General features: G+C 59.8%; 14 protein-coding genes and 1 pseudogene. 5 read left to right on the forward strand and 10 right to left on the reverse strand.

The features are described 5' to 3' along the window. Both GHO25_RS23740 and kdgD read right to left on the reverse strand, forming a co-directional pair. A partial coding sequence (locus GHO25_RS23740; protein ID WP_178110205.1) for an ATP-binding protein occupies positions 1 to 581 on the reverse strand: 581 nt, incomplete at its 3' end. Positions 582 to 757: 176 nt separating this feature from the next. Further along, positions 758 to 1,669, reverse strand: a complete 912-nt coding sequence (kdgD, locus tag GHO25_RS23745; protein WP_153392800.1) for a 5-dehydro-4-deoxyglucarate dehydratase — start codon at positions 1,667 to 1,669, stop codon at positions 758 to 760. Positions 1,670 to 2,028: 359 nt separating this feature from the next. Here kdgD and GHO25_RS23750 point away from each other — a divergent pair, with 359 nt between their 5' ends. The 5 genes from GHO25_RS23750 to GHO25_RS23770 all read left to right on the forward strand — a co-directional run bounded on the left by GHO25_RS23750 (position 2,029) and on the right by GHO25_RS23770 (position 6,434). Next, entirely contained in the window at positions 2,029 to 3,231 is a 1,203-nt protein-coding gene (locus GHO25_RS23750; RefSeq protein WP_048372541.1) for a pyridoxal phosphate-dependent aminotransferase, read from the forward strand. 53 nt (positions 3,232 to 3,284) lie between these two features. Then, the gene (locus GHO25_RS23755) at positions 3,285 to 4,181 is read left to right on the forward strand and encodes an amino acid ABC transporter substrate-binding protein (protein ID WP_048372543.1); all 897 of its coding nucleotides are present in this window, start codon (positions 3,285 to 3,287) and stop codon (positions 4,179 to 4,181) included. A 110-nt stretch (positions 4,182 to 4,291) separates the two neighbouring features. Continuing rightward, positions 4,292 to 5,020, forward strand: a complete 729-nt coding sequence (locus GHO25_RS23760) for an amino acid ABC transporter permease (protein ID WP_048372545.1) — start codon at positions 4,292 to 4,294, stop codon at positions 5,018 to 5,020. A 2-nt stretch (positions 5,021 to 5,022) separates the two neighbouring features. Beyond that, on the forward strand, positions 5,023 to 5,709 hold the full coding sequence (locus GHO25_RS23765) for an amino acid ABC transporter permease (protein ID WP_048387153.1): 687 nt from the start codon (positions 5,023 to 5,025) through the stop codon (positions 5,707 to 5,709). Beyond that, positions 5,706 to 6,434, forward strand: coding sequence for an amino acid ABC transporter ATP-binding protein (locus tag GHO25_RS23770; protein WP_048372549.1), 729 nt, complete (start codon positions 5,706 to 5,708; stop codon positions 6,432 to 6,434). The genes GHO25_RS23765 and GHO25_RS23770 overlap by 4 nt, the downstream gene beginning before the upstream one ends. 58 nt (positions 6,435 to 6,492) lie before the next feature. Here the strand turns inward: GHO25_RS23770 and GHO25_RS23775 are convergent, their stop codons facing one another. The 8 genes and pseudogenes from GHO25_RS23775 to GHO25_RS26195 form a co-directional block, all read right to left on the reverse strand. Beyond that, positions 6,493 to 7,722 carry a VWA domain-containing protein gene (locus tag GHO25_RS23775; RefSeq protein ID WP_153327539.1) on the reverse strand — a complete coding sequence of 410 codons (1,230 nt, stop codon included), beginning with the start codon at positions 7,720 to 7,722 and terminating at the stop codon, positions 6,493 to 6,495. A gap of 62 nt (positions 7,723 to 7,784) precedes the next feature. Beyond that, the gene (locus tag GHO25_RS23780) at positions 7,785 to 8,288 is read right to left on the reverse strand and encodes a hypothetical protein (protein WP_153331484.1); all 504 of its coding nucleotides are present in this window, start codon (positions 8,286 to 8,288) and stop codon (positions 7,785 to 7,787) included. Between the two features lie 4 nt (positions 8,289 to 8,292). Continuing rightward, positions 8,293 to 9,027 (reverse strand): hypothetical protein, encoded by a 735-nt coding sequence (locus tag GHO25_RS23785; RefSeq protein ID WP_153392803.1) that lies wholly within the window; start codon positions 9,025 to 9,027, stop codon positions 8,293 to 8,295. Between the two features lie 32 nt (positions 9,028 to 9,059). Further along, positions 9,060 to 10,595: an SUMF1/EgtB/PvdO family nonheme iron enzyme gene (locus GHO25_RS23790; RefSeq protein WP_178110206.1), complete on the reverse strand. Its 1,536-nt coding sequence runs from the start codon at positions 10,593 to 10,595 to the stop codon at positions 9,060 to 9,062. After that, positions 10,585 to 11,808 carry an ABC transporter permease gene (locus tag GHO25_RS23795; protein WP_153392808.1) on the reverse strand — a complete coding sequence of 408 codons (1,224 nt, stop codon included), beginning with the start codon at positions 11,806 to 11,808 and terminating at the stop codon, positions 10,585 to 10,587. The genes GHO25_RS23790 and GHO25_RS23795 overlap by 11 nt, the downstream gene beginning before the upstream one ends. Next, the gene (locus GHO25_RS23800) at positions 11,792 to 12,511 is read right to left on the reverse strand and encodes an ABC transporter ATP-binding protein (RefSeq protein WP_153327532.1); all 720 of its coding nucleotides are present in this window, start codon (positions 12,509 to 12,511) and stop codon (positions 11,792 to 11,794) included. Before GHO25_RS23800 ends, GHO25_RS23795 begins: the two co-directional genes overlap by 17 nt. Before the next feature lie 10 nt (positions 12,512 to 12,521). Continuing rightward, positions 12,522 to 14,462, reverse strand: coding sequence for a vWA domain-containing protein (locus GHO25_RS23805; RefSeq protein WP_178110207.1), 1,941 nt, complete (start codon positions 14,460 to 14,462; stop codon positions 12,522 to 12,524). A gap of 41 nt (positions 14,463 to 14,503) precedes the next feature. Then, positions 14,504 to 15,082 (reverse strand): annotated as a pseudogene (locus GHO25_RS26195) (hypothetical protein); the annotation flags it as partial.

Below are 15,082 nucleotides of genomic sequence, written 5' to 3' on the forward strand. Positions count from 1 at the left end.
ACATCACTCAAATCGGGATACGGCTTGCTCACGTGCAGCAGGCCGCTGGCCACATAGGGTTCGATCACCGCGCGGCCAGCAAAATGCGCCACGGCTTGGAGCAAATGCTCGACCGCGATCACCGTCAGCCCCGAGGCCAAGCATGCCTCCTCGGCGTTCGCCAGCGGCACCACCAAAACCCGGCCCGCCGCCCGCGCCGCCAATGCGGCAGGCAATACGCCCTGCACGGGCCGAATGGCTCCGGACAACGCCAACTCACCCAAACACTCCACTTGCTCCAGCGCCTTGATGGGCAGTTGCCCGCTGGCGGCCAGAATGCCCAGCGCGATGGCCAAATCAAAACGCCCGCCGTCCTTGGGCAGGTCGGCGGGCGCCAGATTGAGGGTGATACGCCGCGCGGGAAACTCCAGGCTGGAATTGATAATCGCGCTGCGGACCCGGTCTTTACTTTCTTTGACCGCGGTTTCCGGCAGCCCGACCAAGGTCAGGGCGGGCAACCCATTGGCCAGATGCGCTTCGACCGTCACCACGGGCGCCTCGACGCCCACTTGGGCGCGGCTATACACAATCGCCAGAGACATGACTCATTCCTTGAGTTCGCAAAGCACGCATCCTGCGCGAATCGTGAGCCAAGGGTGGCGGGGGAATGGATACCGGATGTGACGGTTACCCCCCTGTAGGAGCGAGCTCGCCTCGCGATCTTTTGATTTTTTAAAAGATCGCGAGACAAGCTCGCTCCTACAGGCGCACTGAACGCTTACTGCGGGCCTTGCTTGTGAATCAACGCCGCCAGTGCTTCATATTCTTCCGGCAACAAATCGGTCAGCGGGGTGCGCACCGGGCCTGCACAGTGGCCAGAAATGGTCGCCCCGGCCTTGACGATGCTCACGGCGTAGCCCGCTTTGCGGTTGCGGATGTCCAGGTACGGCAGGAAGAAGTCGTCGATGAGCTTGCCCACGGTGTCGTGATCTTCGCGGGCAATGGCGTGGTAGAACTCCATCGCGGTTTTCGGGATGAAGTTGAACACCGCCGAAGAGTAAACCGGCACGCCCAGCGCTCTGTAAGCCGCGGCGTAGACTTCTGCCGTCGGCAAACCGCCGAGGTAGCTGAAGCGGTCGCCGAGGCGACGGCGGATCGAGACCATCAGTTCGATGTCGCCCAGGCCGTCCTTGTAGCCGATCAGATTCGGGCAGCGTTCTGCCAGGCGCTCCAGCAGCGGCGCGGTCAAGCGGCAAACGTTGCGGTTGTAGACCACTACCCCGATGTTTACCGACTTGCACACCGCCTCAACGTGGGCGGCTACCCCGTCCTGGCTGGCTTCGGTCAGGTAGTGCGGCAGTAGCAACAGCCCTTTGGCGCCCAGGCGTTCGGCTTCTTGCGCGTATTCGATGGCTTGACGAGTAGAGCCGCCGACACCGGCCAGAATCGGCACGCTGGTGGCGCAGGTGTCTACCGCGGTTTTGATCACTTGCGAGTATTCGCTGGCCGCCAGGGAGAAAAACTCACCGGTGCCGCCTGCCGCGAACAGGGCAGACGCGCCATACGGGGCCAGCCATTCCAGGCGCTTGATGTAGCCCTCACGGTGAAAATCACCCTGAGCATTGAAATCGGTGAGCGGAAAAGACAGCAGGCCAGACGAGAGGATGGACTTCAGTTCTTGTGGATTCATTATTCGAACACCCTGAGTAATACGCTTCAGAAAGACGTCAGCCAGTGCTGATGTCGTATGTCATCGTACAACATGAATTTGAAACGCTCAAGAACACGAGTGCCGTCTCGCTTTTATCACCCGTTCAATCTCCCGCACTTAACTATACAGGTCCTGTTGTTTGCCCGTCCTTGAGGATCCCCTTCAGTTTTTAAGGCATTCAGACCGCACCTCAAATAAATCAGCAGACGCTCGTATTTTTCCTGATTTCAATGCAGATTGCCGATTGCGAAAACAGATCTCGTTGTCATACCATGTCGTACAACAATAGTAGGCGTAGAGTGACTCTCTACGAACCTCCACAACAGGCGGGTATTTTCATGAGTTTCGAAAGCCAGCGCGTCAAACAGATCTCTTCGTCCCCCAGCATGGTTATTTCCATGCGCGCCAAAGAATTAGCCAGCCAAGGCCGCGATATTGTCGACATGAGCCTGGGCGAACCTGACTTCGACACCCCTGCGCATATCATCGACGCGGCCTGCCAGGCCATGCGTGACGGCCATACCCGCTACACCGCCCCCCAAGGCACGCTCGCCCTGCGCCAGGCGATCTCGCGCAAACTGCAGCGCGAAAACGGCCTGACCTACAGCGTTGATGAGATCAGTGTCGGCAACGGCGCCAAGCAGGTGATTTTTAATACGTTCATGGCCACCCTCGAAGCCGGTGACGAAGTCATCATCCCGGCGCCGTACTGGGTGTCCTATTCCGATATTGTCACGCTCAATGGCGGCACCCCACGCGTGGTGCACTGCGGCATCGACGTCGGCTTCAAGCTCAGCCCGCAGGCATTGCGCGACCAACTCAATGACAAATCGCGCTGGCTGATCCTTAACACACCGTCCAATCCGAGCGGCGCCATTTACACCGAAGCCGAGCTGCAAGCCCTGGGCAAAGTGCTGGAGGACTTCCCCAATGTATTGGTGATGTCTGACGAGATTTACGAGCACGTGTTGCTGGCTGACCAACCCTTTGTCTCCTTCGCCACCGCATGCCCGCAACTGCGCGAACGCACCTTGTTGATCAACGGCGTGGCCAAGGCGTATGCCATGACGGGCTGGCGCATCGGTTACGCCGCAGGGCCCAAAGCGCTGATCGCGGCGGTCAGCAAGATCCAGTCGCAAAGCACCTCAGGCGCAAGTGCCATTTCTCAAGAAGCGTCCCGCGCCGCGCTGGACGGCCCGCAAGACTTCGTCGCCAGCAGCGCCCGCGAATACGCCGAGCGGGGCCGCTTGTTGGTCGAAGGCCTGCGTGAATGTGCCGGTTTGCGTATCGACGCGCCCGCCGGGGCGTTTTATGCCTTCCCCGAATGCAGCCAGTTGCTGGGCCGCGTCAGCCCTCAAGGGCAAGTCATTGGCGATGATGTTGAACTGTCTGCGTATCTGCTCGATCAAGCTGGAGTCGCTGTCGTACCGGGCTTGGCCTTTGGCCTGCCAGGGTACTTTCGGCTGTCGTTTGCGACCTCTCGCGACCACATAAAAAAAGCTGTCATCCGTATCAACGAAGCCCTTTCAGCCTTGCGCTAAAACCTTCGTCCTTTGCTGTGCAAAAGCTGCCATAAAAATAGTCGGAGATCCCCATGTTCGATCACAAGAAAAAGCTGCTTGCCCTTATTGTCGGTGCTTGTCTGTGCACCGCTGTTCAGGCTGAAGACCTCACCGGAACCTTAAAAAAAATCAAGGAATCGGGCACCGTTACTCTCGGGTACCGTGACGCCTCTTTGCCCTTTTCTTATCTGAACGATGACCAGCAACCCATCGGCTACAGCATCGAGCTGTGCCAAAAGATCGTGGACCAGATCAAGGTTAAAGTCGGCGAACCCAACCTCAAGACCCAGTACGTCTCGGTGGTTGCAGCCACCCGCACGCCTCTGCTGATCAACGGCACCATTGACCTGGAATGCGGTGTCACCACCAACACCGTCGAGCGCCAAAAACAAATCGGCTTCCTGTTCACCAGCTATGTCGCCAGCGCCAAATATGCGGTGAAGAAAGCCTCCGGGCTCACCAGTGTTGCCGACCTCAAAGGCAAGGCCGTGGTAGTGATTACCGGCGGCAGCGGCGAGTGGATCACCAAAAACCTCAACCGCGAAAAAGACCTGGGCCTGAAGATCCTCAACGCCAAGGACAGCGGCGAAGCCTTCTTGATGCTGGAAACCGGCCGCGCCGTCGCTTACATCAACGACGACGTGCAGTTGATGGCCACCATCGCGCAAAGCCGCAACCCGGATGCTTACACATTGCTGCCCGAGCCTATGTCTGCCGAACCGTATGCCATCGGCATTCGCAAGAACGACCCGCAGTTCAAAACCTTCGCCGATGGCGTCTTGAGCCAGCTGTACAGCTCTGGCGAGATAGATACGATTTATCCGAAATGGTTCCTCAAACCCATCCCGCCCAAAGACATCGTGATCAACCTGCCGATGAGTGATGCCTTGATAAAAGCCATCGCCCACCCGAACGACACCGGCGTCTGATTCCACCGTCTCAAGCGTTCTGATTCCAGCCAGTCAAAGACAAGGAGGCGCTTGGTTGGCCGGGAGCAGAGTGTGCAACGACCTCTATCTCCTTCAAAGGTTGGTGCTTCATGGATTACAACTGGAACTGGAGTATTTTTTGGGAGCACGCTCCCGGAGAGTCTTCGTCGTATCTGCATTGGCTGATTACCGGCACCAGCTGGACGTTGGCCACCACACTGGCTGCGTTCATCCTGGCGTTTTTGATCGGTGGTTTGGTGGGCACCCTGCGCACCACCACGCTGCGCCCCGTGGTGTGGCTGTGCAACCTCTACACCGAAGTGTTTCGCAATATTCCGCTGCTGGTGCAGATGTTCATCTGCTTCTTCGTCCTGCCCGAGTTATTACCCGTTTCAGCCGGGGATTACCTCAAACAGGATTTGCCCTACCCGTCGTTTTTCAGTGCGGTGGTGGCATTGACCCTGTTTACCTCGGCCAAGCTTTCGGAGCTGTTCAAGGCCGGCATTGAATCGGTGGCGCACGGGCAGCGCGGTGCGGCGCTGGCGTTGGGCCTGCGGCCCTACCAGATGTACCTTCAAGTGCTGTTGCCACAAGCGATCCGCGTGGTCTTCCCGCCTTTGACCTCCGAGGCGCTGAACACCCTCAAGAACTCATCGGTGGCGCTGACCATCGGCCTCATGGAGCTGACCGCGCAAGCGCGCAACATCAGCGAATACTCGTTCAACACCTTCGAGGCATTCAGCGCGGCGACCCTGATTTATGTGGTCATTTCGCTGCTGGTGACCTTCGTCATGGGCCATATCGAACGTTCCCTGACCATTCGCGGCGCGACGAGGTAGTCATGTTTGATTTAGATCCGAGCGTTATTGTCCGGGCCATGCCCGCCCTGTGGAACGGCCTTAAATTCACCTTGCTGCTGACCTTTGTCGCCATGTCGGTGGGCATCATCACGGGCACCTTGCTGGCCATCATGCGCCTGTCGCACAACCGCGTGCTGCGTGGCTTTGCCCTGGGTTACGTCACGGTCATGCGCAGCATCCCGCTGGTGCTGGTGATTTTCTGGTTCTACTTTTTGATGCCGCTATTACTGCAAATGACCTTCGGCACTGAGCGCCCTGTGCAGATCGGCCCGGTGGTTACGGCCTTTGTGACGTTCTGCATGTTCGAGGCGGCGTACTACAGCGAAATCATTCGCGGCGGCATTCAGAGCATCAGCCCCGGCCAGAAGCAAGCGGCGGCGGCCCTTGGCCTGCGCCCGACGCAAGCAATGTTCTACGTGATCCTGCCGCAAGCCCTGCGGCGTATGGCGCCGCTGTTGCTGACCCAGACCATCATTCTGTTTCAAGACACCTCACTGGTGTACGTGCTGTCCATCGCCGACTTCACCGGTGCCGCGAGCAAATTCGCGCAGCGTGACGGGCGTCTGGTCGAGCTGTATCTGTTCGTTGCCTTGGTCTATCTGGTGATCTGTTACCTGCTGTCCAGCCTGAGCAAACGCCTGAAAACAAACGTAGGGAAAACCGCATGATCCAGATGAACAACCTGAGCAAATGGTACGGCAACTTCCAGGTTTTGAAGAACTGCACCACTGAGCTTGCCCGCGGTGAAGTGGTGGTGGTGTGCGGCCCCTCCGGCTCAGGCAAGAGCACCCTGATCAAATGCGTCAACGGCCTGGAGCCCGTGCAAGAGGGCGATATCTTCATCGAGAACCAGCCGGTAACCGGCAAGGGCGTCGATTTGCCCACGTTGCGCGCCAAGGTCGGAATGGTCTTCCAGCATTTCGAACTGTTCCCGCACCTGAGCATCATCGACAACCTCAACCTGGCGCAAATCAAGGTCTTGGGCCGAGACCGCCACGCGGCAACCCAAAAAGGCATGGCGCTGCTCGAACGGGTAGGGCTCAAGAGCCACGCCCACAAGTACCCCATTCAGTTGTCGGGCGGTCAGCAGCAGCGCGTCGCCATTGCCCGGGCGCTGGCCATGGACCCCATCGCCATGCTCTTCGATGAACCAACCTCAGCGCTGGACCCGGAGATGGTCAACGAAGTCCTGGACGTCATGGTTGAACTGGCGGGCGAGGGCATGACCATGATGTGCGTCACCCACGAAATGGGCTTCGCCCGCAAAGTGGCGGATCGCATCGTGTTCATGGACGGTGGCGAGATTATTGAAGATGTGAAATCAGAAGAGTTCTTCAGCGCGCCACGTTCAGACCGCGCTCGCAGCTTTCTGTCCAAGATCTTGCAGCACTGATAAGCCCGCAATCGGCGCAATGGAAGCCGGATGCTTTGAACACATCCGGCAACCTCGTTTACTCACACTCCGATACCGCCTGCGTTGCCGCTTGCAGCGCATCGGCCAAATCACTGGCGTTGCGGCTGGAGTAAATGCTCCCGCCGGTGTTTTCAGCAATGCAGTTGGACAGCGAACTGTCGCCGATATTGACCACGTTGACGTGCAAGCGTGGCTGCTCAATGGCGATGTCCTGCGCCACTTTGCACACGTTTTGATCACAACCATCGTCGCCGTCGACGAACATCACAATCACCGCATCCCGGTCACGACCATCCACCTTGCGCGCGGCTTTTTTCAGGCTGGCCGCCAAAGGCGTGCCTTCGTTAGCGTGCAACCCTTGGATACCTGCAATCAGTTGTGGCCGCTGAGCCGCGGTGAACACGCCATGATCCGGCTGTTGAAAACACCCGGCGAAGGTCATCAGCCGCGTGTCGATGTCCGGGTGCAGGTTGTTGATCATCCGGGACAACGACGCCTTGGCCACATCAAGACGGGTGTTCGGGCTGAAGATTTTGACCGTACGCGGGTCGTCATCGTCCGGTGTCGGCCGTGTGCCGAAGTACCAGTCTTCATCGGCTTTGGTCGCGTTGATGTTGAGGTTCATGGAGCCCGACGTGTCCAGAATCACCACAAACTCAGGCGGCAACTCCTGATGGCTCGGCGCTTTGGCGCGGCAGGCGTAGCTGCTTGAGTTCGACCACAGGTTCATCGGCGGCAATCGCCAATGCCACAGCGCCCACAGCAACAGGCCCAACAGCAACAGCCCGAGAAACAGCCACGGCCAACCGCGCCACAGCCGTCGCACTACCACGGGTCGCGGGCCAGCAGCGGGCGGTGTAACCGCAGCAGGCGCAGGCGGCTTGAGGCCCCAACGCACCACCACCGGATCACCGTTGATGCTGTACAGGTTGTTGAGGTCCGGCGGGCCAATCAACCCGCGCAAACTGGCCGCTTGCTCGGCCTCACCGCGCGCAACCAGCTCATCGGCCAACAAGCCCAGGCTGGCTTGGCGCTGGTGATAACGCGCCAGCAAGGCCGCCTGCTGAGCCTCGCTCAAGTCATGAAAACGTGTGGGCTGGCCACCCAGCTCGCTCCACCACTCCAGCACTTGGCCGCTGCCGATCCGCGGGATCGCGTAAACGCTCGCCACCGACGGCGGGAAATGCTTGAGGATCAGCGCGATTTTAGCTTCCAGCGCGCCTGGCTCCGTGGGGCTGGCGTGCTCATCCCGAGTAATGCGCTGCATCGTTTGGGTTCCTGAAAACAGTGTCGGCGGCACTGGGCCGCCGACGGTTTGGCCGGCACGGCTTACTCGTAACCGAGGCTGAATTGCAGCTGGTTAACTTTCTTTTGCAGCGCCTTGAGTTCCTGCTGCTTGGCTGCCACCTGCGAGGGGGACGAGGTGCTCACCGGTGCAACCTGCGCGGCCTTGAGCTGTTGCTCCAGACCTGCGATCTGCTGCTGTACCTGGGCTTTGTTGCCGGTGCGCGCCTTGAGCGAGCCGAGCAATTTATTCAGCGACTGGTTCAACGTCGCCTGGGCCTGTTGCTGCGCCTGCAGGTTGGCCCGGGAGGCGGCTTGTTGCGCGGCAATGTCCTCGTAGACCTGATGGAACATCGCGTTTTCTTGCTGCGACTGGGCCAATGCGAGTTCGTTTTGCTGAATCTGCGCACGGTAGCCACCGCCCGCATCACAGTTCACCTTGGTGAACAGACCGGCGTCACGATTACCGGCATCGCACTCACCCGGCTGGGTGGCGCAACCGGACAACGCCAACACCGTCCCCACCACGCCTAACAATCGTACGTTCATGGCTTCAACCCAAGGTGATCGCGGAGCGCTGGCTGTACAAGCCATCGACTTCTTTTTGCAGGCTGGCGACTTTCTCGTTCATCTTGGCGATGTTGGCGTCGATTTGCTGGATCTCAGGGCCGGCGCCCTGGCTGCGCTCAACTTTCATGGCCTCGTTGTAGCCGGTGACTTTGCTCTGCATGTTTTTAACTTCAAGACGCAGTTGGTCGATGTTGCTGTCGATGCTCGCGATCTGCTTTTGCGCCTGGGCCTGGTTGATTTTCTTGCTCGCCAAATCGCGCTTGATCTGCTCAACCTGCGCTTTGTCATCGTTAATAACTTGCTGCGCAGTGGCGGTGCGCATCACGACTTTTTGCGTGTCCAGCTGCACGTCGCTGTTGTACTTCTGCAAACGCTGATTGGTGTCGGCATATTCGCTGCGACGCTGATCAACGTAGTAGTTAGCCCCCATCGCCACACCACAGGCGGCCACACCCGCCGCGATCATGCACACCGCCTTGTTGCCGGGGTTGCCCAGCACACAGGCCAGCACCGCAGCGCCCGCGCCCATCGCACACGCCTGATAGCCCGACTTGCTAAAGAATTGGGCATCCGTGCCTTGGGTCAAACGCGGGTCCGGCGCCGGAGCGCCCATGCCCAGCGAGTTGCTGCCCGTGGACGCACAGCCGCTCAACAGCACGCCGGCTATGAGCATGAAAGACATCAGGTATCGAGAAGAGGCCAACAGGCTGCGAATCATCGTATTTCTCCTTGTTGAAGCATGTAGTGGGCTTAGGGGGTGACCGATTTGCAGCTCTTCAACCAGGCCTCAGTGTCGATCTTCTGCTTTTGCAGGTAGGTCTTCTGATTAGCCCAATGAGTGCGCAAATACGGTTTGAGTTCTTGCAGTTGTTTGTTCTGGCTGATGATTTCTTCCATCACCGGCACTTGCGCCTCCAGCAGCGGCTGGCCGTACAAGGACGCTGACTCCACCAGGCTGCTGGCGTAGTAGCGGCTGAGCTTGTGCAGGCGGTCTTTCTGCTCATCGAGCTTGCCCTTGCGCATATCGCAGCTCGGGTCCTTGTCTTCGGACTCGCAGTTGAGGCTGTAATTTTTCTGCAGGAAGTCCAGGTACTGGCCGTCATCGAGCATCTTGGTACACAGGAACGCTCCCAGATTGAGGCTCGCGCGGATCGCCTGATCGCGGGTTTCTTCTTGTTGCTGGTTGCTGGCGCGCAACTGGTTTTCCAGGGTTTGCAGCTTCTCTTTGAGGGCCTTGTCTTCAACCCCTTGGGCCAGCGTGTTGAGTTCCTGCACGGTGCCTTTTTCGCCTTCCTGGGGGCCGCTGCCGAGCTTTTTCCAGCTCTGCTCGATGCTGCCCACTCGCTCACGCGAGGTCAGGGTCGGGGACACCATCACCAGCCGCAGACCGGTAGTTTTGTTTTTCACCTGGCCGTCAGCGTTGTAGTACGGCTCTTCCTTGCGCAACGACGTGCGCAAGTCGGCTTGCGGGGTCAGGTAGTTGCCGCCGCGCACCACATAGCCGCCTGCCTGGCCGTGCTGGCGGTCCAGTTTGTTCAGCCGAAAAGGCTCAAACATCATCTCGTCTGCGTTACCGAGCATGTCGTGCAGGCCCAGCGGATTGGGCTTTTGCAGGCCGCTCAGTTGCAATTTTCCGTTAGATGACTGGGCACCACCGAACCATTCATAGGCGTTCAAGCCTTCTGGCATCGGGTAGCGCGTGTCACTGAATTCAGCCGCGCCCACTTCCAGCCCGCCACGGGCAGCGAATTCCCACTCGGTTTCAGTCGGCAGGCGCAAAAAGCCCAGCGCACCGTCTTCCTTGGGCAGTTTGGCGGCCGCGTTTTTACGCAACCACAGGTTGTACTTGTCGCCCGCCTCGATGGCCTGCACCCAACTGATCGCTACCTGCGGCAAGCGCAGTTTGTTCGACGGCGTGGGGCAGGTTTCGTCGGTCAGCGCCTGGTACTGCAACTGGCTCATCTCGTACTTGGCCATGAGGTAGTAACGCGACTTGTCACCCTTGGCGCCTGTAAAGCTACCGGCGATAAAGGTCGGGCGCTTCTGCTCGACATAGCCCCACTCGGCGCTGTCCTGGCCGATGTTGATCGGGTAGTCATCCAGCGGCCCGGTGACCGGGATGAACACCTTGCGAAACACCATCGCGCCGTCGCACGGCATCGGCAGTACCACGTCATTGGCGTCAGGGGCCGGGTTGTAAAACTTCTCGTCCCAGCTCGCCGCCGACGCGTTGAGCCAAAAACCACAGCTCAGGGATGCGAGCAACAGCACACGTTTATAGCTCACGCAAACTCTCCGCAGGTTGGATGCTGATGGCCCGCACTGCGCCGATTACGGCGACCAGTGCGGCGACCAACAAGGCGATCAGCAGGGCCGCCAGCCCGTGCCAGACCGTGATGTGACACACAAATGTGCCGGTGGCCTGGCTGCTGCCCAGCAGGTGGTCAAACAGCAGGCTGCCCACGCCATAAAACCCCAGCCCGCCGACATAGCCGACCAGGCTCAAAAGCATGGCCTGGGCGATGACAAAACCGGCCACGGCCGGGCTGCTGAAGCCCAACAGGCGCAGCACCGCGAGGCTTTTGCGCTTGCGGTCGATGTTGGCCAGAAACGCGCCGATCATCGACGCGATGCAGCCGATCAAGGCCGCCCCGGCAATCACGCCGAAAATCAGCCCCAGCACATGGTTGATAGCTTTTACGTTGTCGATCTCCGCCAGGCGGCTGGAGGTTTCGATGTTCTGCTGGTTCAGCCAACGCTCCAGCGGCGCCACGCTGTCTATGTCACGGGCATACACGCGAGCACGGGCATACAGCGGTTTGAGGTCGACCTGGGGTTTACCGCTGTCCAGGCCAAACGCGGGCACCTGATAACCATCGCGAAAGCGCTCCAGCTCAAGCAGCAACGGCGGTGCGACAAACCCGGCAGCGCGGCCAAAGCGGGCCGCATCAAGTACCGCCACCACCTCCAGAGTCAACTCGCCACGCTCATTGATGCCGTCCAGACGACGCGGCGCGCGCAAGCGCACGCTGTCGCCGACCGTGGCCTGCAAGCGTTGCGCAGCACGGGCGCTGAGGATCACTTGGTTGCCACTCAAACGGCTTTGCGCCAGATTCAGCAGCGGATCGTGGGCATCCGTAGGGATGATTTCGGCGTTTTCGACAAAGCGTTGCAGGCCCATCAACAAGTCGGCCTGAGTGTTCAGCGAGCGGGTTTGCCCAATGGCAAAACCGACCTCGGGTTGCTGGCGCAAGCGCTCGATCCACGCGGTGTCGTAATTGCCGCTGCTGAGCATTTTCACTTCAAGGTTGCGCGGGTCGCTGAGCAGCTCGTTTTGCAACTGGCTGACTACACCGTGCTTGAGCCCGAACAGCAGCAACAGCGGAGCGATCACCGCCACCAGCGACGCGGCGATGCAAAACGACACCTTGCGGTCATGCCAGAGGTCTTCGACTGCCAGCGAGCCGAGCAGGCAGAGGCGGCTAATCCATGGCTTCAAAGCGAGTTTCTCCCTGACGACTGATCGCCCCCAGTCGCGGCAAACCAAAGTCACGCACCAGCGCCCAGTCGTGGGACACCACCAGTGCGCTCAAGCCCAATTCGTTGACCAGGCTCAACAGCAATTCAAACAAGCGCCGGGCGCTGTGCGGGTCGAGGGATGCCGTGGGCTCATCGGCCAGCAGCAATTGCGGTTCATGGGCGATGGCCCGCACGCAGGCCACGCGCTGGCGTTCGCCAATCGACAAGGCCTGCGGCAATTTACCGAGCAACCCCGTAAGGCGCAGCGCGTCAACGGCGCGGTCTACCTGCTCGCTGGCAGCGGGCATGCCGAGCAAGCGCCGGGGCAAACTGATGTTGTCGCGCACGCTCAAAAACGGCAGCAGGCCGCCACTTTGCAGAATGAAACCCAAGTGCCTCGAACGCACCTCTGAAAGGCCGGGCTGGTCGTTGCTGGCCAGTAACCGGGCAATGTCCAGCGGGGCGGCGTGGGGTTCGTTCCGGCTTGGGCCGAGGGTGAACTGACGCAATTCCACAGGTTGCAACAACAGACCGATGGCTTCGAGCAAGGTGCTTTTGCCACACCCGCTCTCGCCAGTAATGGCCAGGATCTCTCCCGCTTTCACCTGCAACGCGGGCAAACGCACGCTGTGCGCCTGAGCGCCGCTGCCACGGCGCACGAGCATGTCCTGGATATCGAGCATGGGCGTCTCGTTAAGGCATCATTTCCAGCGGCACCGGGTACACGTTGTCCCGCGCGTCGCTGTCATTGGCCAAGGCCACCCAACGGTCCACGTCAGCGTTGTAACGCTGGTAGTGGCGCAGCTTGGTGCTCAGGTTACGAATGAATTTCTCTTGCGCCAGACCGTCCCAGCTTTTCCAGGTTTCTTCGTCCAGGTTGAGCACTTCGCTTTGGTACGGCAGGTCTTCGAGGTACTCACCGAGCACGCCCATTTGCGCCAGCTTGGCGTTGCCGTTCTGCTTCAACTGATTCGGATCGGCGCCCATCGTCGCGGCCACCGCACGCAGGCGATCAAACATTTCGGTCGGTGAGATCAGGCCTTCGTTGGCGGCATCCAGAATCTGTTTCATCACGTCACTCAAGTCGCTGAGTTGCGACTTGGTCAACAACACCCGCACATCCGTGGTCGGGATGTTTTGCTTGATCAGGTCGCGGTCGGTGATCCAGGCCTGAAACACCGGTGGTGCCTGGCTGTTGGTTTTTTCGCCCAGGTAAGCCAGCTGCATGGCATGGCCGATCAAGGCGGCGTCATCGAGCATTTTCTGCTGGGCCGGGTCTTTAGGCGTTACGTCCTGCTTGGCGTTCAACGCGCTGCCAATGGCGTCTTCACCCATGTAGGCGGCTTTGACCTGTGAAGTAATTGCGCTGGCCAGGGCGTCTACTTTTTGACCAAAGGCCTGCACGTCACCGGCGTTGACCGGGTAGTACAGCGAGGTATTGGTGCCCGGATAGGTCGACAGGTTCTGGTACTGGCTCTCAGCCTTGGCGTGGTCCTTGATGCCCGCCGGGGTCTTCAAGTGCAGGGTGTAAATCGCCACGCCAGGGTTGGCCGCTTCAAGCCGCACCTGGTCGGCGCTCATGCCGGTGGTGCTGAGTTTGTCATCACCGTCCAGCGCACTGGCGTCGGTGATCAGCACCACGTAACGGGCGCCAAATTGCGACCAGTCGACTTTGTCGATGCTGTGCATCACGCCCGCGTAGGCGTCTTCATCGAAACTCTTGCTCGACACTTTGGCCTGCTTGAGGTCCGCCACCTTGGCCAGGAAGTCTTCGCTGCCGGTGACCTTGTTCGGGTCGGCGTACATTTTGCTCACGTATTCCAGGCCCGGCACGGCCTTGGTGTTGGAGCGAAATGCGACCAGACCGAACTTGACCTGATTGCCCAGGTTCTCGTTTTCGATCTGTTTGTAGACCTTGCGAATCGCTTCGCGGGTGCGCTCGATGTACGGGTCCATGGAGATCGTGGAATCGATCACGAACACCACCGCAGCGCTGAATTCCTTCAACTGACCAGCCTTGGCCGCACCCGCATCGGGTGTTGCGGCGGCGCCAGCTGGCTGGGCTTTGTCGTCTGCCTTGCTCACCGACGCGACATTGAGCAGGCGCGTGCGAAAGCCTTCTTCGGTCATCACTTCTTCACCGCTCAGCACCGGCAGCAGGTAGAACTGCTTGTGCAGGTCGACAAAGTATTCCGGCTCTTGGGCCAGCACGCCGGGTGCCAGCGTGCCTTGCTTGAGCTTGGCCCGCAGTGGCGCGACCTTGCTCACCGGGTCTGGCGCATCGAGGATGCCTTCCAGGGTGGCGCGGTCTTTGAAGAACATCAGCCGGTCACGGTTGGCCGGGTTGGTGAAGGCCAGCGTGAGCTGCATTTTCCAGTCAGTGGTACACGCTGCGGGCAGCCAGCCCACCGTTTTGCCAAAGCTGTCCGGGCCGACCTTGAGCCACTCGGCATTCGCCGCCTGGGCGCGCTCGTACACGTAAAAACGGCTGAACGTAGGCTGCGCGGCGCCTGGCGCACCGCCCGCGCTGCTGCTGAGTGTGCAGCCCGGCGTGGTCAGCACGCGCTGAAACAGGGTTTTCTTGCCTTCCTGAATCAGCGGCTTGTCGTCCGCGAGGGCCAGCGAACTGCCCATGCACAACGCCAACAAGGTGCTGGCAGCCAATGCAAAACGGCTCACGGTTTCAACTCCTCAAAACGCGCCTTGGCTTCAGCATTCTCAGGCTCGTGGCTGAGGATGGTTTCGTACCAGTACGCAGCCGTCGCCTTGTCAGGCTCAACAAAGCATTGGCTGGCCTGATGGAATTTCGGATCGTACTCATGGGCGTAGGCGGTCGCGATTTGCATGTCCCCGGCTTGCGCACGGTTGGCGTACAGGCGCTGGGCAATGCCGCAATGGTTATTGGCCTTGGCGACGTTGATGATTTCCAGCAGCTCGGCGCTGCCCGGCGACTTTTTGATGCAGGTCTGAACAAAGGTCAGCTCAGGCAATGTGCTCATGCTTTCCAGCGTGCAGGCTTCGGCGCCCGTCGGCAGCGGGGCAGGCGTTGGGGCCGGGCTTGCGACGGTGTCGGTTGCCGGATTCTTGAGCCAGAAAAAGACCCCGGCGGCGATGATTGCCAGCAGGGCGATGATCAACGGGATCAGCCAGGCCTTCTTTTTGCCCGCTGCCGCAGGCTTTGGCGCAGCCGGGGCTGGCTCAACGCGCACGGGCTCAACCACCGCCGCCACCGGTTCGATCACCGGCTCCGGGGC

Origin of the sequence: Pseudomonas sp. FSL R10-1350, from assembly GCF_009600525.1 — a bacterium.
Classification (GTDB): domain Bacteria; phylum Pseudomonadota; class Gammaproteobacteria; order Pseudomonadales; family Pseudomonadaceae; genus Aquipseudomonas; species Aquipseudomonas helleri.

Coding starts and splice junctions, on each gene's coding strand:
- kdgD (WP_153392800.1), bottom strand. CDS start 1,669: ATGAATCCACAAGAACTGAAGTCCATCCTCTCGTCTGGCCTGCTGTCT.
- GHO25_RS23750 (WP_048372541.1), top strand. CDS start 2,029: ATGAGTTTCGAAAGCCAGCGCGTCAAACAGATCTCTTCGTCCCCCAGC.
- GHO25_RS23755 (WP_048372543.1), top strand. CDS start 3,285: ATGTTCGATCACAAGAAAAAGCTGCTTGCCCTTATTGTCGGTGCTTGT.
- GHO25_RS23760 (WP_048372545.1), top strand. CDS start 4,292: ATGGATTACAACTGGAACTGGAGTATTTTTTGGGAGCACGCTCCCGGA.
- GHO25_RS23765 (WP_048387153.1), top strand. CDS start 5,023: ATGTTTGATTTAGATCCGAGCGTTATTGTCCGGGCCATGCCCGCCCTG.
- GHO25_RS23770 (WP_048372549.1), top strand. CDS start 5,706: ATGATCCAGATGAACAACCTGAGCAAATGGTACGGCAACTTCCAGGTT.
- GHO25_RS23775 (WP_153327539.1), bottom strand. CDS start 7,722: ATGCAGCGCATTACTCGGGATGAGCACGCCAGCCCCACGGAGCCAGGC.
- GHO25_RS23780 (WP_153331484.1), bottom strand. CDS start 8,288: ATGAACGTACGATTGTTAGGCGTGGTGGGGACGGTGTTGGCGTTGTCC.
- GHO25_RS23785 (WP_153392803.1), bottom strand. CDS start 9,027: ATGATTCGCAGCCTGTTGGCCTCTTCTCGATACCTGATGTCTTTCATG.
- GHO25_RS23800 (WP_153327532.1), bottom strand. CDS start 12,511: ATGCTCGATATCCAGGACATGCTCGTGCGCCGTGGCAGCGGCGCTCAG.
- GHO25_RS23805 (WP_178110207.1), bottom strand. CDS start 14,462: ATGGGCAGTTCGCTGGCCCTCGCGGACGACAAGCCGCTGATTCAGGAA.